21 protein-coding genes are annotated in these 23657 nt (G+C 40.7%); 7 read left to right on the top strand and 14 right to left on the bottom strand.

The features are described 5' to 3' along the window. Positions 1 to 150: 150 nt before the first annotated feature. Genes R0J88_RS08770 through cydC form a run of 5 tightly spaced genes read left to right on the top strand, consistent with a single transcriptional unit; the run spans position 151 to position 6556 of the window. Entirely contained in the window at positions 151 to 1725 is a 1575-nt protein-coding gene (locus R0J88_RS08770) for a cytochrome ubiquinol oxidase subunit I (RefSeq protein WP_410899685.1), read from the top strand. Positions 1726 to 1727: 2 nt separating this feature from the next. After that, positions 1728 to 2867 carry a cytochrome d ubiquinol oxidase subunit II gene (gene cydB, locus R0J88_RS08765; RefSeq protein WP_410899684.1) on the top strand — a complete coding sequence of 380 codons (1140 nt, stop codon included), beginning with the start codon at positions 1728 to 1730 and terminating at the stop codon, positions 2865 to 2867. 12 nt (positions 2868 to 2879) lie between these two features. After that, positions 2880 to 3044, top strand: coding sequence for a cytochrome bd-I oxidase subunit CydX (cydX, locus tag R0J88_RS08760; RefSeq protein WP_006793620.1), 165 nt, complete (start codon positions 2880 to 2882; stop codon positions 3042 to 3044). Continuing rightward, a complete protein-coding gene (gene cydD, locus R0J88_RS08755; RefSeq protein ID WP_410899683.1) occupies positions 3034 to 4821 on the top strand; it encodes a thiol reductant ABC exporter subunit CydD in 1788 nt (595 codons plus the stop codon). Before cydX ends, cydD begins: the two co-directional genes overlap by 11 nt. Further along, positions 4814 to 6556: a thiol reductant ABC exporter subunit CydC gene (cydC, locus tag R0J88_RS08750; RefSeq protein ID WP_410899682.1), complete on the top strand. Its 1743-nt coding sequence runs from the start codon at positions 4814 to 4816 to the stop codon at positions 6554 to 6556. Before cydD ends, cydC begins: the two co-directional genes overlap by 8 nt. Here cydC and R0J88_RS08745 read toward each other — a convergent pair. The 14 genes from R0J88_RS08745 to rpsB all read right to left on the bottom strand — a co-directional run bounded on the left by R0J88_RS08745 (position 6539) and on the right by rpsB (position 19918). Beyond that, entirely contained in the window at positions 6539 to 6931 is a 393-nt protein-coding gene (locus R0J88_RS08745; RefSeq protein WP_410899681.1) for a septal ring lytic transglycosylase RlpA family protein, read from the bottom strand. The genes cydC and R0J88_RS08745 overlap by 18 nt on opposite strands. A gap of 138 nt (positions 6932 to 7069) precedes the next feature. Beyond that, complete coding sequence (gene lpxA / locus R0J88_RS08740; protein WP_008126674.1) at positions 7070 to 7840, bottom strand: acyl-ACP--UDP-N-acetylglucosamine O-acyltransferase; 771 nt, start codon at positions 7838 to 7840, stop codon at positions 7070 to 7072. 2 nt (positions 7841 to 7842) lie between these two features. Beyond that, on the bottom strand, positions 7843 to 8295 hold the full coding sequence (gene fabZ, locus R0J88_RS08735; RefSeq protein ID WP_006793625.1) for a 3-hydroxyacyl-ACP dehydratase FabZ: 453 nt from the start codon (positions 8293 to 8295) through the stop codon (positions 7843 to 7845). Between the two features lie 27 nt (positions 8296 to 8322). Further along, a complete protein-coding gene (gene lpxD / locus R0J88_RS08730; RefSeq protein WP_006793626.1) occupies positions 8323 to 9345 on the bottom strand; it encodes a UDP-3-O-(3-hydroxymyristoyl)glucosamine N-acyltransferase in 1023 nt (340 codons plus the stop codon). 7 nt (positions 9346 to 9352) lie between these two features. Then, positions 9353 to 9871, bottom strand: a complete 519-nt coding sequence (locus R0J88_RS08725) for an OmpH family outer membrane protein (protein WP_006793627.1) — start codon at positions 9869 to 9871, stop codon at positions 9353 to 9355. Between the two features lie 11 nt (positions 9872 to 9882). Next, a complete protein-coding gene (gene bamA / locus R0J88_RS08720) occupies positions 9883 to 12354 on the bottom strand; it encodes an outer membrane protein assembly factor BamA (RefSeq protein WP_010557176.1) in 2472 nt (823 codons plus the stop codon). 96 nt (positions 12355 to 12450) lie between these two features. Then, entirely contained in the window at positions 12451 to 13803 is a 1353-nt protein-coding gene (gene rseP, locus R0J88_RS08715; RefSeq protein WP_410899680.1) for a sigma E protease regulator RseP, read from the bottom strand. 1 nt (position 13804) lies between these two features. Continuing rightward, complete coding sequence (gene ispC, locus R0J88_RS08710; RefSeq protein ID WP_410899679.1) at positions 13805 to 15010, bottom strand: 1-deoxy-D-xylulose-5-phosphate reductoisomerase; 1206 nt, start codon at positions 15008 to 15010, stop codon at positions 13805 to 13807. After that, complete coding sequence (locus tag R0J88_RS08705) at positions 15007 to 15873, bottom strand: phosphatidate cytidylyltransferase (protein ID WP_006793631.1); 867 nt, start codon at positions 15871 to 15873, stop codon at positions 15007 to 15009. The genes ispC and R0J88_RS08705 overlap by 4 nt, the downstream gene beginning before the upstream one ends. A gap of 20 nt (positions 15874 to 15893) precedes the next feature. Beyond that, positions 15894 to 16673, bottom strand: a complete 780-nt coding sequence (locus R0J88_RS08700) for an isoprenyl transferase (protein ID WP_008126663.1) — start codon at positions 16671 to 16673, stop codon at positions 15894 to 15896. An 81-nt stretch (positions 16674 to 16754) separates the two neighbouring features. Then, complete coding sequence (gene frr, locus R0J88_RS08695) at positions 16755 to 17276, bottom strand: ribosome recycling factor (RefSeq protein WP_282447153.1); 522 nt, start codon at positions 17274 to 17276, stop codon at positions 16755 to 16757. A gap of 49 nt (positions 17277 to 17325) precedes the next feature. Beyond that, a complete protein-coding gene (gene pyrH / locus R0J88_RS08690; RefSeq protein ID WP_410899678.1) occupies positions 17326 to 18075 on the bottom strand; it encodes a UMP kinase in 750 nt (249 codons plus the stop codon). A gap of 158 nt (positions 18076 to 18233) precedes the next feature. After that, positions 18234 to 19085, bottom strand: coding sequence for a translation elongation factor Ts (gene tsf / locus R0J88_RS08685; RefSeq protein WP_006793635.1), 852 nt, complete (start codon positions 19083 to 19085; stop codon positions 18234 to 18236). A 104-nt stretch (positions 19086 to 19189) separates the two neighbouring features. Next, complete coding sequence (gene rpsB / locus R0J88_RS08680) at positions 19190 to 19918, bottom strand: 30S ribosomal protein S2 (protein ID WP_006793636.1); 729 nt, start codon at positions 19916 to 19918, stop codon at positions 19190 to 19192. 272 nt (positions 19919 to 20190) lie between these two features. On the opposite strand from rpsB, the gene map reads away from it, so the two are divergent. Together map and glnD are read left to right on the top strand one after the other, a co-directional pair. Then, the gene (map, locus tag R0J88_RS08675) at positions 20191 to 20976 is read left to right on the top strand and encodes a type I methionyl aminopeptidase (protein WP_006793637.1); all 786 of its coding nucleotides are present in this window, start codon (positions 20191 to 20193) and stop codon (positions 20974 to 20976) included. 62 nt (positions 20977 to 21038) lie between these two features. Then, the gene (gene glnD / locus R0J88_RS08670; protein ID WP_008126657.1) at positions 21039 to 23657 is read left to right on the top strand and encodes a [protein-PII] uridylyltransferase; all 2619 of its coding nucleotides are present in this window, start codon (positions 21039 to 21041) and stop codon (positions 23655 to 23657) included.

Below are 23657 nucleotides of genomic sequence, written 5' to 3'. Positions count from 1 at the left end.
ATATATTAAGTTTTACTAATATATATTGACAAGTATTGTGTAGTTGTGAATAATATTACAAACTTTCAGTAATTACTGAAAGTTCATTTAATCATTAACTCTGCTAATAACTCATTGCCCAGTTAATCCGTCACATTCAAGGAGCATAAAATGATAGATGAAACCTTTGTGGATCTATCGCGACTACAGTTTGCTGTTACCGCACTCTTTCACTTCATATTTGTACCGTTAACAATAGGTATGACTTGGATCTTAGTTATTATGGAATCAGTTTATGTTATGACTGGTCGCGAAATTTATCGTGATATGACTAAGTTTTGGGGTAAGTTATTTGGTATTAACTTTGCCATTGGTGTTGCCACAGGCCTCACTATGGAGTTTGAATTTGGCACTAACTGGTCTTATTACTCACATTATGTGGGGGATGTATTTGGTGCCCCTCTGGCTATTGAAGGGTTAATGGCATTCTTTTTAGAATCAACCTTTGTGGGTATGTTCTTCTTAGGATGGGATAGACTTTCTAAACGTCAACATTTAGGCGCTACCTTTTTAATGGCACTGGGTACAAACTTATCAGCATTATGGATATTAATTGCTAATGGTTGGATGCAAAACCCAGTAGGTGCTGAATTTAACTACCAAACTATGCGAATGGAAATGACCAGCTTTGCAGAGCTGGTATTTAACCCTGTTGCACAGGTTAAGTTTATTCACACGGTATCTGCAGGCTATGTCGCCGCGTCTATGTTTGTTTTAGGTATAAGTAGTTGGTACATTCTAAAAGGTCGCGATTTAGCATTTGCTAAACGTTCATTTTCAGTGGCTTCAGGGTTTGGTTTAGCCTCAATTTTATGTGTTATTTTACTTGGTGATGAATCAGGCTATGAAGTAGGCGAAATTCAAAAAGTAAAATTAGCAACTATTGAAGCCGAGTGGCACACAGAAGAAGCGCCCGCTGCGTTTACTGCATTTGGTTTTCCTGACTCTGAAGAGCAAGTAACCCATGCAGCTGTAAAAATACCCTATGCACTGGGCATTATTGCTACACGCTCACTTGACGAAAAAGTTACGGGTATTTCTGATTTAGAGAAGAAGCATGAAATACGTATTCGTAACGGCATGATTGCCTATGGTTATCTCACTAAACTAAGAAACGGCGAAGATACGCCTGAAAACATTGCTAAATTTAACGCAGTAAAAGATGACTTAGGCTACGGTTTGTTGCTTAAACGATATACATCTGATGTTGTTGATGCCACAGAAGAGCAAATTCAAAAAGCAGTGAAAGATTCGTTCCCAAAAGTAGGCCCCATGTTTTGGTCGTTTAGGATTATGGTTGCGTGTGGTGTCGCTATGCTTGCTGTGTTTGTATTAGCATTTTACTACAATGCACACCGTATTATTGAGCAAAAACGCTGGTTACTTTGGGCTACAGTGTTAAGTATTCCATTGCCATGGATTGCGATTGAATTTGGCTGGATCGTTGCAGAATACGGACGCCAACCTTGGGCTATTTCTGAAATACTACCGACTTTTTTAGCAACGTCGTCATTAACGGTCAATGACATTTTAATTAGCTTAACGGGCTTCATCATTTTTTACACTGGCCTTGCCATTGTTGAAGGCTGGTTAATGATTCACTTTATTAAAAAAGGCCCTAGCTCATTACATACTGGTAAATACCATTTTGAGCTGCCAAACAACACACAAGCAAAAGGAGAATAATCATGATTTTTGATTATGAAACATTAAAAATGTTGTGGTGGTTGATCATTGGTATCCTTTTAATCGGCTTTGCAATTACCGATGGTATGGACATGGGGGTTGCTATGCTCCTTCGCCTAGTTGGTAAAACAGATTTAGAACGACGCACTGTAATTAATACAATTGGCGCACACTGGGATGGTAACCAAGTTTGGTTTATCACCGCAGGCGGAGCATTATTTGCGGCTTGGCCAATGGTGTATGCGGCCGCTTTTTCGGGGTTTTACTTTGCCATGATGCTGGTGCTATTTGCACTCTTTTTTAGACCTCTTGGTTTTGATTACCGCTCTAAAATTGATTCTAAGCGCTGGCGTAATAACTGGGATTGGGGATTATTTGCAGGTAGCGCAATTCCGGCTTTAGTATTTGGTGTAGCATTTGGTAACTTGTTTTTAGGTGTACCATTCAATATTGATAATTTATTACGTGTAAGTTACCAAGGTTCGTTTTTTGGCTTGTTAAACCCATTTGCACTCCTCGCTGGTTTAATTAGTATAGCTATGCTTATTGCACATGCAGGTATGTGGTTACAACTTCGCTCAGCAGATGCGGTTGCAGAGCGCTCTGGCCAATACGGACGTTATGCATTGATTGCATTTATTGTTTTATTTGCCGCGGCCGGATTTTGGGTGGCTAATTTAAGCGGCTACCAAATTGTGTCTATGGGCGATACTCAAGGCCATGCTGATCCGCTCGCTAAAGTAGTTACCACAGCAAAAGGCGCTTGGCTAAATAATTACACTGAGCGCGCATGGACAGTAACCTTCCCTGTTCTAGCGTTTGCTATGGCATTGAGTGCATTAGTATTTTCAAAGCTCAATAAACCAGCGTTAGGGCTTATTTCGACTGCACTTATGTTAGTAGGTGTCATTATGACGGCGGGCGTTTCATTATTCCCATTTATTATGCCATCAATTAACAACCCAAATATTAGCTTAACAATTTGGGATGCCGTTTCGAGCCATAAAACGCTTAACATTATGCTTGTAGCCGTGGCCATTTTTGTACCATTAATTTTAGCCTACACCACGTGGTGTTATGTAAAAATGTGGCGCAGAGTAACCGTAGAAGAAATTGAAACTAACACTCACGGCAGCTACTAAGGAGACTGAACTATGTGGTATTTTGCTTGGATTTTAGGTGTACTTTTAGCCTGTACCTTAGGGGTAATAAATGTAATGTGGTACGAATTTCATCAAAATAAAAACAGCATTGCTGATGATGAACAACCGATGCATGATTTATTGAACGAGGCTAACTCGACCAACAATGACGACTAACCCCCGACCAAATCGCGCGCAGCAACAAACACTGCGCGCTTTTTTAAAAACACAAAGTAAACCCGCCTCATTATGGTTAAAGCTCAGTATTGCACTGGGTACTTTTAACGCTATTTTAATGATTGCCGGAGCATATTTACTCGCTCAGGCTATTCATAACGTAATGTTTGAAGGTAGTAGCTTAAGTGAAGTCACTCACTTGCTGTGGCCATTAGCAGGTATTGTTTTGCTTCGCGCTATTTTTTTAGCGCTAAGTGAAAGGCTAAGTGCTTTTGCTGCCCTTAAAATAAAGTCGGCTATGCGCCAAACACTGTTAACTAAATTAAGCTTTCTGGGCCCTAGTTATATTGAGCAACACGGTCAAGGTGCAACTTTAAATACATTGCACAATGGTGTAGAAGAACTTCACGACTATTACGCTAAATACCTGCCTGGTGTTGCTTACAGTGCCCTTATTCCACTAGCAATCTTGGTTGTTATTTTTCCGACCGATTATAAAGCGGGATTAATATTTTTATTAACAGCTCCGCTTATCCCTTTTTTTATGATTTTAGTTGGATCAAAAGCAGAAGCGTTAAATCAAAAGCGTTGGCAACAACTTGCTGTTCTTGGTAATTACTTTTTTGACAGAGTACAGGGGTTAACCCAGTTAAAACTATTTAATGCCACGCAAACCGAATTAAAACAAATAGCTAAAATTTCTGATGACTTTAGGCATACTACGCTAGGCGTGTTAAAAATTGCGTTTTTATCGTCTTTTGCCTTAGAGTTTTTAGCCACAATCAGTGTGGCTTTAGTGGCTGTAATTATTGGTTTTAGGCTTTTTTTTGGCACACTTGATTTTTCTACTGGCTTTGTTGTGCTGCTTTTAGCTCCCGAGTTTTATTTACCGCTTCGTCAATTAGGAAGCCATTATCATGCTCGCTTGCAAGGTATTAGCGCCGCTGCTGACATGGTGACTATTTTAAATGCCCCCTTACCCAATCAAGATACTGAACTAGTTAACAATACAACCGAATACACCACGTCTGATACTATTGATTCAATAAACATTAAAAACTTAACCTACATTTACCCTGACAGTAACGAAGGCATACACAATGTCACCTTAAGCCTACCAAAGAAAGGCTTGGTTGCAGTTGTGGGTAACAGTGGCTCAGGGAAAAGTACTTTATTTGATTGCCTGCTGGGTTTTCACCCCCAAGTAATACCTTGTATTTATATTAACGGATTGCCATTAGCAGCAAACGATATTACCCAACTACAGAATCAAGTTGCGTGGATACCACAAAATCCAACACTATTTTTCGATAGCATTGGCGCTAACATAAAATTAGCCAAAACAGACGCATCACAGCAAGAGCTAGAGCAAGCAGCGCAACAAGCAGGCGCCCTTGAGTTTATAAATACCCTACCCTCTGGGTTTGATACGTTAATAGGAGAGCAAGGAGAAGGACTCTCTGGAGGGCAAAAGCAACGTATTGCACTTGCTCGGGCATTTTTAAAAAACGCCCCTATATTAATGCTTGATGAGCCAACAGCGCACCTTGATAGCCAAACAGAGCAACACATTCAACACGCCATTAATATGTACGCTAAAAACAATTTAGTACTGGTAATCGCACACAGATTAAACACTGTAAAACACGCCGACAATATTATTGTAATGGACCAGGGTAAGGTCACTGAGCAAGGTAGCTTTGAAAAACTAAGCACTCAACATGGCGTGTTTTATAATTTGCTAAATGCCGCTAAGCAAGGAGGTTCCGATGAGTAACTTTATTAGATTGATAAAGCTCTGCCGCCCTCATTATAAAGCCATGCTACTGGGTACGCTGTTAGCAACAATTACGGTGCTTGCGAACGTTGGCCTACTGGCTATTTCAGGCTGGTTTTTAGCATCTATGGCAGCTGCAGGTATTGCTGGCGTGCAAATGAACTATTTTACACCCGCTGGCACAATACGTTTTTTAGCTATCGTAAGAACGGCTTCTCGTTATGCTGAGCGCTTAGTTACTCATAATGCGACTTTTTTATTGTTGAGTGAAATTCGCGTAAATATGTTTGCAACACTCAGTAAGCTCAACAATGTTGATTTAGCCATGAGCCGCAGCGCTGATTTACTGAATCGACTACAGAACGATGTTGACGCACTCGATAAATTTTATTTGAACGTGTTAATGCCCATGATGGTTGCTTTGTTAAGCGTGCCAATCATTTTGCTTTTCATGTCTGCTTATAATGCAAATGTAGCACTCATTTGCTTTATGGGAATTTTATTAATTGGCGTAGTCATACCTGCGCTTTTAAGTGCTTCACTTACAAAAAATAGTCACAAAGAAACACACCTTAGTGCACAGTTACGGGCCGAATTATCAGATACCTTAACAGGCCTCAGAGAGCTTAGTATTTATCAAGCCCGTACTGAGCAGTTAAATAAATGCGATAGATTAAACGAGCAGTACAACCAACAATTATTTGTTCGTCATAAGGCGTTAGCAAATGCAGATGGACTGACTCTATTAATAGTACAAATGGCCATGTTAGCTAGCATAGTGACGATAGCCCCATTGGTTTATACTAATTCCATGGTTAACGTAGAACTTGCCATGTTAACCCTTTTTGTATTAGCAAGCTTTGAAAGCGTATTACTTCTGCCCAATGCATTTATAGAGCTGCCTAATGTACTAAAAGCCGCAGAGCGGTTATTTACCCTCCAAGATAAAGCATCTGATCAGAGCAATCATCGTAGCGCATTAATTGATGCTCAGTTTGATAAAAATAATATTGCGCTAACACTTAATAACATTAGCTATAAATACGATGAGCATAACGCATTAACTAATGTCAGTTTTATGCTTAAATCGCGGCAAAAAGTAGCCATTGTAGGTCGAAGCGGGAGCGGTAAAACCACCTTAGTTAATTTGCTAACCGGTTTATGGCCACTTCAGCAAGGTAGTATTACATTAGGTGACCATAATAACGCGCAAGACCTTCACTCACTAAGCAGTGACAGCCGAGCAAACGTTATAAATATATTAGCGCAGCAACATCATATTTTTGATGGTACATTAAGTGAAAACTTGCGTTATGCAAAGCCAAACGCTACAAAAGAAGAAATGCTTGAAGCCATTAACCTTGCACAGCTAGAGCCTTGGTTTAATGAGCTACGAGAAGGTTTAAAAACACGTTTAGGAACAGGCGGCAGAAGCGTATCCCAAGGGCAATCAAGGCGTATAGCGATTGCGCAGGCTTTATTACAAAACCCCGCTATTTTAGTACTTGATGAACCCACTGAAGGGCTAGATAACCAATCTAAGCAAACCGTAATGAACGCCATTATGCACGTAATGAGTGACTCAAGCGTACTTACAATTACCCACGACCCTGCTCTTCTAGCGCAAATGGATAACATTATTTGGCTAGAAAATGGCAAACTTGTAGCGCAAGGTAACCACAAAGAGCTTAGCGAAAAACATCAGGAATATGTGTCGCTAACCACCCGTTTTTAATACGCTGATTGAGACATCAATAACGCCGACTTTAGGGTCGGCTATTTTTTTAAACATACCTAACGATAAATCAATAACCCGCCCTCTAACGTAAGGGCCCCTATCGTTTATTCTTACGATTACCGATTTATTGTTAGCTAAGTTAGTTACCTTTACCTTAGTACCAAAATCAAACTCTAAATGTGCAGCAGTGGCAGCGTTTTGATTAAAGGTTTCGCCATTTGCCGTTGTGCGGCCATGGTATTTATTAGCGTAATAAGAGGCTTTCCCTAACTGAGTACGCTCGCCATTAGCTGTGGTAACGACAGGTTGACTAATACACGCAGCCAAGATAGACAAAAAACTGAGGGGTAAAATTAACTTCGTAAGAGACATAGCTGTGCTTTAAATATAGTAAATTTGCGCAAAGGTTAACCTTGCCTCGCTGAGTGCATACTGAATTAGAATATTTTAAAGGCAATAAAAAACCACCGTCGATTTCTCTAAGGTGGTTTATTTAAAAACAAAAAGTGCTTATCTTACGATCCCGCGCTCAGAGCTTTTAACAAAATCTATCATAGTTTGTACTGCAGGGTATTTAGCCGCATCTTCACTTAGTGATTCAATTGCTTCATCAACACCTAAACTCTTACGATAAAACGCTTTATACGCTCGGCGAACGGCCATTATTTCATCGCTTTCAAAGCCTCGGCGTTTCATGCCTTCTTTATTGATTGCAGCAGGACCTGCTGGCATACCAATCGTGGTAACAAATGGTGGAACATCTTTGTTAACGCCAGAGTACATGCCAATAAACGCATGTGCCCCTATTTTACAAAACTGATGAACCCCTGAATTGCCACCTAAAATAACCCAATCAGCAACATGAACATGGCCTGCAACACTGGCATTATTGGCAAAAATTACGTTATCGCCTATCACTGCGTCATGTGCCACGTGGGTATAAGCCATAAATAAGTTATTACTACCAATTTTTGTTACGCCTTGGTCTTGAATGGTACCACGGTGAATGGTTGCACACTCACGGATAACATTGTTGTCACCAATGATTAATGTAGTGGGTTCGTTGTTGTATTTTTTGTCTTGGCAAGCTTCACCGACAGACGCAAATTGAAAAATATGATTTCCAGAACCAATGGTAGACGGTCCTTTAACAACAACGTGAGATTCAATAATACAGTTATCACCGATAACAACATCATTGCCTATATAACTATATGGACCAACTGAGACATTGTTGCCTAGTTTAGCGCCAGGTTCGATTATTGCTGTAGAATGGATCACTATTAAAACTCTCTTCTCGCACACATAATTTCGGCACTACATACTACTTTGCCGTCAACTTTAGCCTCTGCAGCAAACTTCCATATATTGCGGCGCTCTTTTAAAAACTCTACATGCAAATGCAATGTATCACCAGGCACAACCGGTTGCTTAAAACGAGCGTTGTCTACTGCTGCAAATAAGTAAAGCTCGTCTTCGCTGCGATTTTCAACTGTTTTAAAACCAAGAAGACCTGTAGCTTGTGCCATAGCTTCTAATATTAGCACACCAGGGAAAATAGGCTGGTTTGGAAAATGGCCAGTAAAAATAGGCTCGTTTATAGATACATTTTTAATGGCATGCAATGTCTTACCCGGAGTAAAATCAATAACACGATCAATTAAAAGCATCGGATAACGGTGTGGTAATAAAGCTAAGATTTCTTGAATATCAAGGCTATTTAATTCGTTTGCCAAAATAGCATCCTTTTATGTGTTCAACGTTTATGACTTAGCCAGTGCTTCAAGCGCTTTCAAACGAGACTTCATGTCTGATAGATTACGCAAGTGAGCAATTGATTTACGCCATTCTTTGTTAGTTGTATGGGGCATACCTGATGAATAAATACCGGGTTCGGTGATTGATTTTGTCACCATGCTCATACCCGTAATTATAACACCATCACATACTGACATGTGACCATTAATTGCAGTCATACCACCAATTTGGCAGTTTTTACCTATGGTAACACTACCTGCAAGAACAGAGCAGCCAGCAATTGCTGTGCCCGAGTTAACTTCAACGTTGTGTGCTATTTGACATTGATTATCAATAATCACATTGCTATGAATAATCGTATTATCAAGTGCACCACGGTCAATTGTAGTGCTGGCGCCTATTTCTACTTTATCGCCTATGATCACAGAGCCTAGCTGAGGAATTTTAAGCCACTGCCCACGCTCATTTGCATAACCGAACCCATCGCTACCAACAACACTATTTGCCTGGAACAAACAATCCGATCCAATTTCAACGTCATGGTAAATAGTCACACTAGGCCAAAGCTTTGTCCCAGCACCTATTTTAACACGTTCTCCGATAAAACTGTTCGGACCAATTTGCGCGTTATCACCAACAACTGCACCAGCCTCTATAACAGCATTAGCGCCTATAGCAGCACTTTTACTTATATTTGCACTAGGGTGAATTGTTGCACTTGGATGAATACCCAGAGAGGCAGAACGTGGTGTTGTATCCATAAATTGCGCAAGCTTTGCGTAACTGACATACGGATTTGAAACAATCACTTTATTACCATTAAAATGCGCTGCATCTGCTTGGTTAACGATAACAGCACTGGCTTGAGTGGCTTCAAGTTGAACACGATATTTTGAGTTCGCTAAAAATGCAATATGCCCAGTACGGGCATTTGCAAGTGTCGCTATTTTTGTTATTTCTAAAGCGCCATCACCCTGAAGTTCGGCGCCTAGAAGTTCCGCAATTTGCGAAAGCGTATAATTTTGCATAGAGTGATTATTTCTTGCTAACAGCTGTTACTACTTTAGATGAAAGGTCTGTTACTTCTTTAGGGTTGAAGTAAATTGTAGTGTCTTTTACTTTAACTTCATCAAAGTCACCGTCTTTAGCAATCTCTTCAATTGTTTTAATAATTAAGCCCTGAACTTTTGCAAGCTCTTGGTTTTGACGAGCTTTGATTTCTTGCTCTAAAGGACGACCTACTTCAGCAAGGTTTTTTTGCATACCTTGAATTTTATCACGAAGTGCATCTTTTTGAGCTTGGCTCATCGTTGTGCTCTCACGCTTAAACTTCTCAGCTTCAAAGCGAATATCACCTTGTAACTTTTCAAGCTCTTGGCGACGCTCAGCAAACTCGCTTTGTAGTGACTGCTCAATTTTAGCCATTTGAGGAATTTGCTTGTAGATTTCTTGCATATCTACAACACCTACTTTATGCGCAAGAGCGCTAGCAGAAGTACCCATCATTAACGTTGCTAAAACAGCCACTGCCGTTGATTTAAATAATTTAGTCATAAAAAACTCCTTTAGAAAGTGTTACTAATATTAAAACTGATGGTCTTCGTATCGTCATCTTCTTCTTTTTGCAATGGATACGCAAAACTAATCAGCATTGGACCCATTGGAGAGATCCACTGTAATGATAAACCGGTCGATACTCTAAAACGCATAGGATCTGAATAATCATCCAGCTTATTGCGTTGATCTACGAGTAAGTTTTGATAACGGTCTACGCTAAACTCTGTGTCCCATACGTTTGCAGCATCAACAAAAAAGCTGGTACGCACTGAACTTGTGTTTTCTTCATCTAAAAACGGCGTAGGAACGATTAACTCCATACCCGCCACGGCTTTGGCGTTACCACCAATTCGACCTTGTGGTATTAACTGGTCAAACTCCGACGCACTATTGATAGGACCTGAGGTAGAACCATCTGGGTTTAGTGTCCCAGGAATCGTCGTTGCAATACGTGACACAGCTTGTGGCAATATTGTATTACGGTCAAAGCCACGTAGTTCCATTTCCGTAATACGGAAGAACTCTTGGAATGGAAGCGTTTGATCGTATCCATTTGTTGACCCATAACCATTACCATAACCGAGCGCCGCACGAGCCGAGAAAACCCAGCGATGGTCGTTAGATATTGGCCAGTAAAAGCGTGAATCGTAATTAAGCTTGAAGTAAGTTAAATCTGAGTTTGGTGTAGTTCCCGTTAAATTTAACGTTTGGCGTGAACCCGCTGTCGGGAATAAACCACGGTTAACCGTTATACGTGACCAACCAACACTTAATTCATATTTGGTAAAGTCAAAGCCTGCATCAGGGTTTTCAGGGTCAAAAAATGTCTCACGTAATACACGCGTTTGCTCGTACTCTGCAATATCTGACAGCTCTTCCTTTATCCAACGAACACCAAAATTAACCCGGTTAATTGCATCAATTGGAAAACCAATATTTGTACCTAAACCATAACTTTTTGATTTGTAATCTACAAGACTAAACTTACTTGCGTCGTAGTTTCGGTAAAAAATACTGCTGCCTTGTGAAACACCATCTGGTGTAAAATAAGGGTCGGTATACGATAAACTGACACTTTCAGAGCCAGTAGAAGTATTTAAATTTAAACCAATTTGGTTACCTGTACCTAAGAAGTTAGATTCAGTCACACCAATATTAAACTGTAGACCTAGGTATGAACCATAAGCAAGGCCCGCATTAAAGCTACCGGCTGATTGTTCTTTTACTGTGAAATCTACGTCAACTTGATCGTCTACACCTGGCACGGGGACTACATTAAAATCAACAGTTTCCATGTACGGTAAACGTTGAATTTGTAGCTTTGAACGCTCGAGGTTTTGGTTTGATAACCATGCACCTTCTAGCTGCGTCATTTCACGGCGCAATACTTCGTCAGCGGTGTTTTGGTTACCACCAACAATTATACGACGAACATAAACACGCTTACCTGGGTTAACAGATAAAGTTAACTGAACTTCTTGCTTTTCGTCATCAATTTCAGGAATTGTTCGCACTTCAGCATTTGCATAACCAAAACGTGCTAAATAACTTTTAATGAACTCTTCTGAAGATGTTACAACAGAACCATTGTAAAGCTCACCAGCTCTGAGTGGGATAACGCTTTTAATTAAATCTTCACGACCGAGTAAGTCACCAATAAAATCAAAGCCTTTAACCTTGTATTTAACGCCTTCGGTAAGGTTGGCCGTAACATATACAGATTCACGCTCTGGGCTTACCGATACCTGCGTCGAATCAATATTAAAACGTAAGTAACCACGGTCTAAATAAAAGCTGCGGATTTTTTCTAAATCACCTTCAATGGTTTGTTTTTGGTAGCGATCGCTACCCATAAATTGCCACCAAGGTAAATCTTGCTGAGACTCAGCAAGTTTTAATAATTCTTCGTTAGAAAAAAGCTCGTTACCCACTAAGTTAATTTGGCGGATAGACGCGGCATCACCTTCATCAAACTCCAATTTAAGTTTTACGCGGTTACGTGGCAATTTGGTAACGCTGATATCAACCGTTGCATTGTATTTACCAATACTATGGAAAAACTCTACTAAGCCTTTTTCAATATTATCAATTACGGTTTTATCTAATGGTTCGCCTTGGCGAATATCTTGTTGATCAAGCGACTCGTTAAGTTGCTCATCTTTGATATCTTTATTGCCTTCAAACTCAATAAAGCTAATTGTTGGGCGCTCTGTTACTTTAAAAATAACGTTGTTGCCATCACGTAATGCTTTGATGTTGTCGAAGTGACCAGAACGATAAAGTGACTTTATTGTTTTTGAAATTGTGTAGTCATCTACATTATCGCCTACGTTAATAGGAATATGAGTCAATGCAGCACCAAGTGCTACGCGTTGTAAGCCTTCAACTTTCAAGTCTTCAACAATAAAGGAAGTTTGGCCTAGGGCAGCAAAGCTTGCACCCAATAAACTTGAAACTGCCAAATGTTTTTTTATAGCCATTTTATTATCTTTATCCTTTACAACTGTATTACCGCTTAACACCTAAAATATGGGTGCGTTACAATCGTGTTCTAATTAGTAAATGTTGCGCTGTAATTACAAACGCGATACATCATTGAACAAAGCGAAACATGTTAGAAAAATGAGTAGCAACGCTCCCACTTTAAAACCAAATTCTTGCGTCTTTTCAGAGACCGGCTTTTTACGAAAAAGTTCAATTATGTAATACATTAAGTGTCCACCATCAAGCACTGGCAGAGGTAATAAATTAAATACGCCCAAGTTAACGCTTATCAGGGCTAAAAAGCTTAAAAAAGCAACTAAACCATAGCTTACGCTAGTCCCCGCTCCCACTGCAATACCAACAGGACCACTTAAGTTTTTAACCGAAACCTGACCTGTAATTAAATTACCAATCATGTCAAAGCTCAGCGTAATCAACCGCCAAGTTTCTTTTGTACCACGAACAATACTATCAAGTGGTCCAAAACTTCGGGATTGTACGTACCCCTCTGGCCATTGCTGAACAACAGGTGCTACACCTAAAAAACCTTGTTCTATACCATTGCTGCCAACACGCCCTTGTGGGGTCACTGTTATGCTTTTTATACTATCTTGTCTTTTTACACTAAATTGTAAAGATTTGTTAGCCGATTGCGTAATTACATTAACTAATTGCGGCCAATTGCTTATAGTTTCACCGTTTACAGCCAAAATAGTATCGTTAACTTGCAAATTCGCTTGTTCCGCTGCTGAATTTTTAGTCACCGCTGCAACCGTTAATGTTGCTTGTGGCCTAAAGGGTACAATACCCAAAGAGGTAAGTGGAGGAACATCTTGTTGGTCGAGCTTCCAACCATCAATATTGAGCGTTTTGACTCGTGTTTGTAAGTTTTCATCGCGAACTGTAATCTCTACACGCTCTTCACCTAATCGCGACATAAAAGCAAACGTCGCGTCTTGCCACGTGGATATATTATCATCACCAATTTTAATAATGTGTTGGCTTGGCATAAGCCCGGCTTGCTCTGCTCGGCTTCCTTCAGTAATGCTGCCTACGACTGGTTTTACTGATTGCACACCCACCATGTACATCACCGCTAACGCAAAAATAGCAAACAAAAAATTTGCCATAGGCCCAGCTGCAACAATGGCAATACGTGCTTGTACTGACTTTGAGTTAAACGATAAATGTCGCTGATTTGGTGGAACATCGTCCACACGCTCATCAAGCATTTTGACATATCCACCTAGTGGAATAGCTGCTATGACATATTCTGTATTGTATTTATCGTGCCATTTAATTAAGGGCTTACCAAAACCAATAGAAAAGCGTAGCACCTTAACACCCGCCTTTCGTGCTACCCAAAAATGGCCATACTCATGCACAGTAACTAAAATACCTAATGCCAAAATAAATGAGCCAAGATTCCAAATAAAATCAAACATACTAATGAGCCACTTTATTTATAAACTGAGTTGCGCTGACACGTGCAAGCTCATCGCATTGTAATATTTCATCTAAACTCTGTACGTTGGTGAATTGAGCCGACTCTAAGGTTTGTGCATTAATTTTATAAATATCTGTAAAACCAATTTTACCTTTTAAAAATGCAGCAACAGCTATCTCATTTGCAGCATTAACGGTCGTTGTTGCCCCCTGCCCCGCCGAACATGCATCAATAGCAAGTTGCAAATTAGGGTAACGGGTAAAATCAGGTTTGGTAAACGAAAAATCACAAATATCAGAAAAATTAAGCGGTTTAACACCTGCGTCAATTCGTTTTGGGAACGCTAATGCATGAGCAATAGGCGTACGCATATCAGGATTACCCATTTGCGCTAAAATTGAGCCATCATGATACTGAACCATTGAGTGAATAATGCTTTGAGGATGAATAACAACGTCAATATCATCGCTATTACAGTTAAATAGCCACTTGGCTTCAATAAACTCAAGGCCTTTGTTCATCATAGTTGCGGAGTCTACTGAGATTTTTTGACCCATAGACCAATTAGGATGAGCTACCGCTTCACTAACGGTGACATCTTTTAAGGTACGTATATCACGCGTTAAAAATGGACCGCCTGAACCGGTAAGTAAGATTTTACTGACACCATTATCTTGCAGGTTTTTATCGCTTTGAGCATTTTGTAGTGAGTGAGGTAGACACTGAAAAATAGCGTTATGTTCGCTGTCGATTGGCAGTAACGTTGCTTTGTGCTTTTTAACTTTATCAATGAACAATTGGCCCGACATAACCAGCGATTCTTTATTCGCAAGCAACACTTTTTTACCTGCTTCAACCGCACTGAGTGTAGGTAACAAGCCTGCGGCTCCAACAATGGCAGACATAACTATATCTACATCAGGGTGCGCACATAGATCACTCATTGCCTGTTGTGAATGCATAATCAGAGTTTGGCACGCTGTACCCTTTAAATGCAATGACAGTTCTTCTGCTGCACTTTGTGTTGCCATAACAGCATAAAGGGGTGAATGCTTAATACAAAGCTCAGCCATTTTTTTTGCATTTTGACCCGCTGTTAAAGCAAACACATCAAACAAATCACTGTTTTTTGCTACAACATCAAGTGTACTTAAACCAATTGACCCCGTAGCACCTAAAATAACTAGCTGCTGCTTATGACTCATAAACTTAAAGTCCACGCATAACACATTACAAACATAGGCGCGGCTGCTGTTAAGCTATCAATTCTGTCTAAAATACCGCCATGCCCAGGTAAGCATTTGCCACTGTCTTTAAGGCCTGCTTCACGTTTAAACATACTTTCAAGTAAATCGCCAATTGCTGAAAATAGCGCTATAAATGCCGTCATAATGGCGTAAATCGGCCATACGGCTAAATCCACGTCGGTAAAATGACAAAACGCCATAACAAATAATACTGATGCAACAATACCACCGGCAAGGCCTTCAATTGTTTTATTTGGACTTACTTTAGGCATAAGCTTGTGTTTACCAAAACTTTTACCTGTAAAATACGCACCAATATCAGCGCTCCACACAATACCTAACACAACCAAAATCAGCATAGAGCCAAAGTGAGTAGATTCAAGGTATTGCGCACTACGAAGCGTATTGAGCGCAAGCCATAACGGCACTAAAGTCAGAAGCCCTGCAATGCCACGCATTACTAGCCCTTCATTCCATGCTTTTGCCATGGCTGGATAACGCCATACTAAGTAACTAGCAACAATCCACCATGCAAACGCCAAAGTAAATAAATAATTAGCATCGCCCACTAGCTGACCATTTTGCCAAAGCGACTCTATCGGCCAGTGTAAATTAAGCACAGCGAGTAAAGCTGCAACAAGCACAACAAAGGCGCCTCGTTTTATTTTGTCACATAGCCCCATAAAAGCAGACCACTCCCAAGCGCCCATTAAAACGATGGCGGCGGCAAAGTAACTAAATAACGTCAATGGTGTATAAAAAACCAAGGCAAGCGCTGCGGGTGCTAACACTAGCGAGGTTAAAATGCGTTGTTTTAACAAAATTGTGACCCTTAATCTATTTAGGTTTGAGCGAGTAATTGTTTTATTTGTTCGCCCGTACAACCAAATCGTCGCTCTCTAGCAACGTAACACGCAATGGCCTCAGCAAATGCTGCTTCATTAAAATCAGGCCAAAGTGTTTCGGTAAAGTAAAGTTCTGCGTAAGCTGCTTGCCATAGTAAAAAGTTACTAATGCGAACATCGCCCCCCGTTCGAATAAGTAAATCGGGTTCAGGTTGATCGGCCATGCTCATATGCTGCGCAATACGCTCTTCAGTAATATCTTGTGCGTCTATGTCACCGCTTGCAACTTGCATTGCGAGTTGTTTAGCCGCGTTTGCCATATCCCAACGGCCACCATAATTAGCAGCCACATTTAAACACAACCCTGTGTTATTTTCTGTCAGTTGCTGCGCACTATGTACTTTGTTTTGCAACCCTTCAGAAAACCGAGATAGGTCTCCAATGATGGTTAGTTTTACATTGTTTTTGTGAAGCTTTTTAACCTCTTTTGTTAATACAAACAAAAAAAGCTCCATTAACGTATTTACTTCGTCTTCAGGGCGGCGCCAGTTTTCACTGCTAAATGCAAATAAGGTTAACGATTGTACGCCTAATTTAGTACAAAACTGAACAGATTGACGAACAGCGTCCACGCCTTTTTTGTGCCCATACACACGAGGCCTATTTCTAGCTTGCGCCCAACGTCCGTTCCCGTCCATGATGATAGCAACATGCTTAGGTAAACATTGTTGTGAAATTGTATCAGCGTTTAAAGCCATAAATATCGAGTATTCCATAAAAAAACGCCGCCTAGTATAACCCAGACGGCGTTTCAAAACTAATATATTTGTATACACTAGCTCAGCTTATTTAGCTGTTTAGATTTCCATCAACTCAGCTTCTTTCGCTGTTAATTGAGTGTCCATTTCTTTGATAAATTTATCTGTTAACTTTTGGATTGCATCTTCGCCTTGGCGCGCTTCGTCCTCAGAGATATCTTTATCTTTTAATAGTGCTTTAATATCACCATTAGCATCACGGCGAATATTACGAACAGCAACACGGCCGCCTTCAACTTCGCCACGTACAATTTTAATTAAATCTTTACGGCGCTCTTCTGTAAGTGGAGGAAGTGGCACACGAATAACTGTACCAGCCGACATAGGGTTTAAACCTAAGTCAGACGCCATAATCGCTTTTTCAACGGCTTGCGCTAATGACTTGTCAAAAACACCAATGGCAAGCGTACGTGAATCTTCAATTGTTACATTTGCAACTTGATTTAACGGTGTAGGAGCACCGTAGTAAGACACCATAATGCCATCTAAAATTGCAGGGTGAGCACGGCCAGTACGAATTTTAGAAAGTTGGCTACCTAGTGCTGTTACACTCTTTTGCATGCGCGCTTGCGCATCTTTTTGAATATCGTTAATCACGGTTCAATCCTAATTATTTGATTACTTCATCTGAGGCTTGTGAAGAGATAAGTGTTCCTTCATCTTCACCCATAATTACGCGTTTTAACGCGCCTGATTTATTCATGTTAAATACGCTTAATGGCATATTGTGATCGCGGGCTAAAGTAAATGCCGCTAAATCCATAACTTTTAATTCTTTATCAATAATTTCATTGTAGCTTAAGTGACGGTAAAGTGTCGCTTCTGGGTTTTTCACAGGATCGTCACTGAATACGCCATCAACCTTTGTTGCTTTAATGACTGTATCAGCTTCAATCTCAATACCACGTAGACACGCAGCAGAATCTGTAGTGAAAAACGGGTTACCCGTACCCGCTGCAAAAATAACAACGCGGCCAGTTTTTAATAAGCTTATTGCTTCAGCCCAGTTGTATGCATCACATACACCATTAAGTGGAATAGCAGACATTAATCGACAGTTTACAAAAGCACGATGCAGCGCATCACGCATTGCAAGGCCATTCATTACCGTTGCAAGCATACCCATGTGATCGCCTACTACACGGTTCATACCCGCTTCAGCTAATGACCCACCGCGTAAAAAATTACCGCCGCCAATAACTAAACCCACTTCTACGTCGAGCTCTACTAACTCTTTAATTTCTTGTGCCATACGGTCTAAAACTTTAGGGTCGATGCCGAAGCCTTCGTCTCCCATTAAAGCTTCACCACTTAATTTGAGAAGAACACGTCTAAAAATAGGTTTGCGATTGATAGTCATAGTTTTGGGGCCAACTTTTATTGAATTATGGATAAAAAATAACCGCGCTTATGTTAAACATAAAAGCGCGGTTATTTTAAAGAATTTCTAAGCGTGAAGCAAAAGCAAATAGTACTTTAATTGCATCTAATTTCCTTGTCCTTCACAGTTAGTCAATCTTACTCACCTTTAGCAGCAGCAATTTGAGCAGCAACTTCAGCAGCAAAATCTTCTTCTTTTTTCTCGATACCTTCACCAACTTCTACACGTACGAAGCCAGTAACTGTTGCGTTTTTCTCTTTAAGAACATCGCCAACAGATTTTTTAGGTTCCATGATGAATGCTTGACCAGTAAGAGAAACCTCACCAGTAAACTTCTTCATGCGACCAACAACCATTTTTTCAGCGATTTCAGCAGGCTTGCCTTCGTTCATCGCGATATCGATTTGAACTTGCTTCTCTTTTTCTACAACATCTGCAGGAACATCAGCAGGTGTTAAGTACTCAGGGCTTGAAGCAGCAACGTGCATTGCAACGTGCTTAAGTGTTTCTTCATCAGCAACACCAGCAACAACAACACCAATACGCTCACCGTGACGGTACTCAACTAGGTTTTCACCAGCGATGTACTGTAGACGACGTACGTTGATGTTTTCACCAATTTTAGTTACTAGCTCAACACGGTCTTCTTCAAACTTAGCTTGTAAGTCTTCGATAGAAATTGTTTCAGCGATTGCAGCGTCAGCAACTTTGTTAGCAAATGCTAAGAAGCTTACATCTTTTGCAACGAAGTCTGTTTGACAGTTAACTTCAACAAGTACCGCAACACCTGCATTTTGCTTGATGATGATAGTACCTTCAGCAGCAATGTTACCTGCTTTTTTAGCAGCCTTTGCAGCACCGCTCTTACGCATGTTTTCAATCGCTAACTCGATGTCACCATCAGTCTCAGTTAACGCTTTTTTACAATCCATCATGCCAGCGCCTGTACGCTCGCGTAATTCTTTAACTAGGGCAGTAGTTACAGCCATTAGTAAATCCTCAAATCTGAAATCTGGTTTAGATAAGCGGGTTACCCGCTCTACAAGAATAGCAAGTCTTCATCCTATTAAGATGAAGACTTGATGACAGCTAATTACTCAGCTTCAACGAAATCGTCATTCTCAGCTTGAGCAACGATGTTATTCTCGCGACCTTCAGTGATAGCAGCTGCAACAGCGCTAGTGTAAAGGGTTACAGCACGGATAGCATCATCGTTACCAGGAACGATGAAATCAACGCCGTCTGGATTAGAGTTAGTATCTACGATTGCAACAACAGGAATACCTAGGTTGTTAGCTTCACGGATAGCAATGTGCTCGTGGTCAGCATCGATAACAAAGATCGCGTCTGGAAGACCGCCCATGTTTTTGATACCACCAAGGCTCTTTTCAAGCTTTTCCATTTCGCGGTTAAGCATTAACGTTTCTTTCTTAGTTAATTTCTCGAAAGTACCGTCTTGGCTTTGGATTTCAAGGTCTTTAAGACGCTTGATTGATTGACGTACTGTTTTCCAGTTAGTCAACATGCCACCTAACCAGCGGTGGTTAACGTAAAACTGATCGCTTGCGATAGCAGCTTCTTTAACTGCGTCGCTTGCTGCGCGCTTAGTACCAACGAAAAGAACTTTACCTTTGTTTGCAGCAGCGCCACTTAAAAACTTAAGTGCGTTGTTGAACATTGGTACAGTTTGCTCAAGGTTGATGATATGTACACGGTTACGAGTGCCGAAGATGAAAGGCTTCATCTTAGGGTTCCAGTAACGTGCTTGGTGACCAAAGTGAACACCAGCTTGAAGCATGTCGCGCATTGAAACGTTTGCCATTTTATAGATCCTCTATAGTTGTTTAGGGTTAGGCCTCCACATATCCCATAGCACCAACACCGAAGTATTTAAACTTCTAATGCACCCAAGTGTATGTGACGATACGTGTGTGTGTTAAAATCAAATTGTGTTTGCCTTAAATACAAAAAATCATTTAAGAATTTATTTGTAAAAAGACGGCGCGCTTTATACCATATTAAAATTAAATACTCAACATCGCGTGCAAAAATTATGCAGCGATAAAATGTTAGAAACGCAACTTTGGAGCCTCAATGAGCGCTATTATCAAGACCCCTGAAGAAATAGAGAAAATGCGTGTAGCTGGGCGTTTAGCAGCAGACGTACTTGAAATGATCGGCCCACATGTCGTGCCGGGGATCACCACTGATGAGCTAAATACTATTTGTCATGATTATATTGTTAACGAGCAAAAAGCAGTCCCTGCTCCTTTAAACTATCATGGTTTTCCAAAATCAATTTGCACCTCTGTTAACCATGTAATTTGTCATGGTATTCCTAACGACAAACCGTTAAAAGAAGGTGACAGCGTAAATATCGACATCACTGTTATCAAAGATGGCTACCACGGCGATACATCTAAAATGTTTCACGTAGGTAAACCAAACATTCAAGGTAAGCGTTTGGCTGAAGTAACACAAGAAAGCTTATATCTTGCCATTAAAATGGTAAAGCCGGGTGTACGTTTAGGTGATATTGGCGAAGCAATTCAAAAATACGCAGAGAGCTTCAACTACTCAATAGTACGTGAATATTGCGGCCATGGTATTGGTAGCGAATTTCACGAAGAACCACAGGTTATGCATTACGGTAAAGCCGGTACCGGTGAAACATTAAAAGCGGGTATGTGTTTAACTATTGAGCCAATGGTTAATGCGGGCAAGCGCCAATGTAAACTGCTTAAAGATGAGTGGACGGTTGTAACACGCGACCGCAGTTTGTCTGCACAGTGGGAACACACGTTATTAGTGACTGAAAATGGTGTTGAAATTTTAACGCTACGATCAGATGATACTATCGACAGGATTATCGAACACTAATAAACCTACGCAGTTGATAGTACGTTTATCAATGTGGAAGGTTCAATGAGGAGCCAGCCCACGTGGCATTACCCAACAAAGTAAAAAAGTTGCTTAGCGATGCTGAGCAACTAAGTGACTATCGCGATTGTTCCAGCTATTTTTACAAATGGTTGCATAACGAATTTTCAAAACAACCAGTTGGTAATTTAATTAATGCCCGGGCTGAGTTTATCGACCGCCTGTTGATCAAATTATTTCATGTTTATGATCTATCTCATGAGCCTGATTTAGCGCTGATTGCCGTAGGCGGTTACGGACGGGGTGAGCTTCACCCTTATTCAGATATCGACTTCTTACTGCTTGTAACAGAGCAACCAAATGAAGCGGTATGTGAAAAAATAGGTCAATTTGTCACTATGCTGTGGGATCTTAACTTAGAGATTGGCCACAGCGTTCGTACAATTGATCAAGCAATAGAGCAAAAACGCGAAGACGTCACTTTTGCCACCAGCTTGCTCGAAAGCCGACTAATTTTTGGTAATCATATTGAGTTTGAAAAGCTTAAAAACTTTATACTCGAGACGCCAGTATGGGGCTCTAACGACTTTTTTGAGGCCAAAGTACAAGAGCAAAATCTGCGTCACCGTAAATGTCACGGAACAGCTTACAACTTAGAGCCAAACATAAAAGAAAACCCAGGTGGTCTCCGCGATTTACAAACTATTATTTGGGTAGCCAAAAAGCATTTTAGAGCCGAAACCCTCCAAGAGCTCATAAACCATGGCTACTTAACCCATGAAGAGTTTCAAGAGCTTTCAGAGTGTTTAGAAAACCTATGGAACATTCGCTTTGCCCTGCACTTAGCCGCAGGACGATCAGAAAACCGCTTACTATTTGATCACCAACCCCTTGCTGCAGAAATACTTGGCTTTGGTAGCGATGGTAAAGCGTCGGTTGAACGTATGATGAAGCGCTTATTTCGCATAATGAGCCGTGTACGCGAACTTAACCAAATGCTGCTTTCGTATTTTGAGCAAAGTATTTCGCCACTAAGCAGCGAAGCCGTTGTTGAAGTACTCGACAGAAATTTTGAGCGTGTTGGCCATCAAATTCGTGTTAAAGACCCATCTGTATTTTTTAGGCGCGATCAACTTTTTGTTCTGTTTGAGCACATTGCTGAAAATCCAGAAATTACCCATATTTATCCAAGCACCATACGCACTATTCGCCAAGTACGCCGTCGTTTGTTGGGTGACCTGCAAGATTACGCGGCCTGCCGTGAAGCCTTCTTACGTTTGGTAAAACACCCTAACGGTATGGGCCGCGCATTCACATTAATGCATAAGCACGGCATGCTTGCAGCATACTTACCGCAATGGCGTAATATTTTTGGGCAAATGCAGTTTGATTTATTTCATGCCTACACGGTAGACGAACACACCCACAAATTAATCAATAATATTTACCAATACTTTGATAAAACGGGCGTGAGTGAGTTTCCAATTTGTAGTGAAATAGTCACCCGAATGGATAAACCCGAGCTTTTATATTTAGCCGGTATTTTTCATGATATTGCGAAAGGCCGTGGTGGCGATCACTCAGAGCTAGGGTCGGTCGATGCTATTGCATTTGCTAAGTTACATGGGTTCTCATCATCCGATGGCAAGCTTATCGCATGGCTTGTTGGTAATCACTTACTTATGTCAGTAACTGCACAAAGAAAAGACATAAACGACCCTACAGTAATCAAAGACTTTGCAACACGTGTAAAAACAGAGCGCCAACTCGATTACCTTTATTGTTTAACTGTGGCAGATATTCGTGCCACTAACGACAACCTATGGAACGATTGGAAAAACACCTTATTGCGCGAACTTTATTTGCACACACAACGTGCATTGCGTTTGGGCCTTGAAAACCCAATGGACCAACGCGACCAAATTCGTGATAAAAAGCACCAAGCAAAACAACGCCTGCTTAATTTAGGGTACCTTGAAGAAAAAATTGACTTAATTTGGAGCCGCTTTAAAGCAAACTACTTTACTGCATTTAGCGAGCAGCAAATATCGTGGCAAACCGAGCATTTAGTAAATAGCACCGATTTAAGCCAACCGAGTGTAATTGTGTCGAATGCGCCTATGCACGGCGGCACGCAAGTGTTTGTTTACAGTCCTTACTCGGGTGCCCTATTCGCCCGTTTAGTAAACATAATTGGTACTAAAAAGGCACAGATCCAACACGCACAAGTACTGACCACCAAAGACGGTTATGTACTGTTTAGCTTTGTTATTCTTGAAGTCAGCGGCGACCCTATCGCAAGTAGCCGCGCGCAATCGATTAAACGCGGCCTTGAGCAAGCACTTAATGACCCGCGTAAAAAAATTCGCTTTAAAAAGAGTCGCTCACAACGTTTTAAAGACTTTAATATCAAACCCAAAATTGTGCTGCGCCCACATGCTAGAAAAGATCGCAGCTTAATTGAAATACAAGCGGTTGATATACCCGGTCTACTAACCAAAATAGCCGAAGTTTTCCAAGCACATTTACTCCATATTCATGCAGCCCGCATAACAACGGTAGGTGAACGTGCAGAGGATTTCTTTGTCGTATCAAATAACGAATACCAAGCCCTGACTGATGAAGAACAAGCAAAAATTCATCAGGCATTACGTAAAAAATTCAACGCCGAAACAGAATAA

The organism is Pseudoalteromonas sp. SIMBA_162 (genome assembly GCF_046535955.1).
GTDB classification, from domain to species: domain Bacteria; phylum Pseudomonadota; class Gammaproteobacteria; order Enterobacterales; family Alteromonadaceae; genus Pseudoalteromonas; species Pseudoalteromonas marina.
Note: the sequence above shows the minus strand (reverse complement) of the source record. Positions and strands in the feature narration are given on the sequence as shown.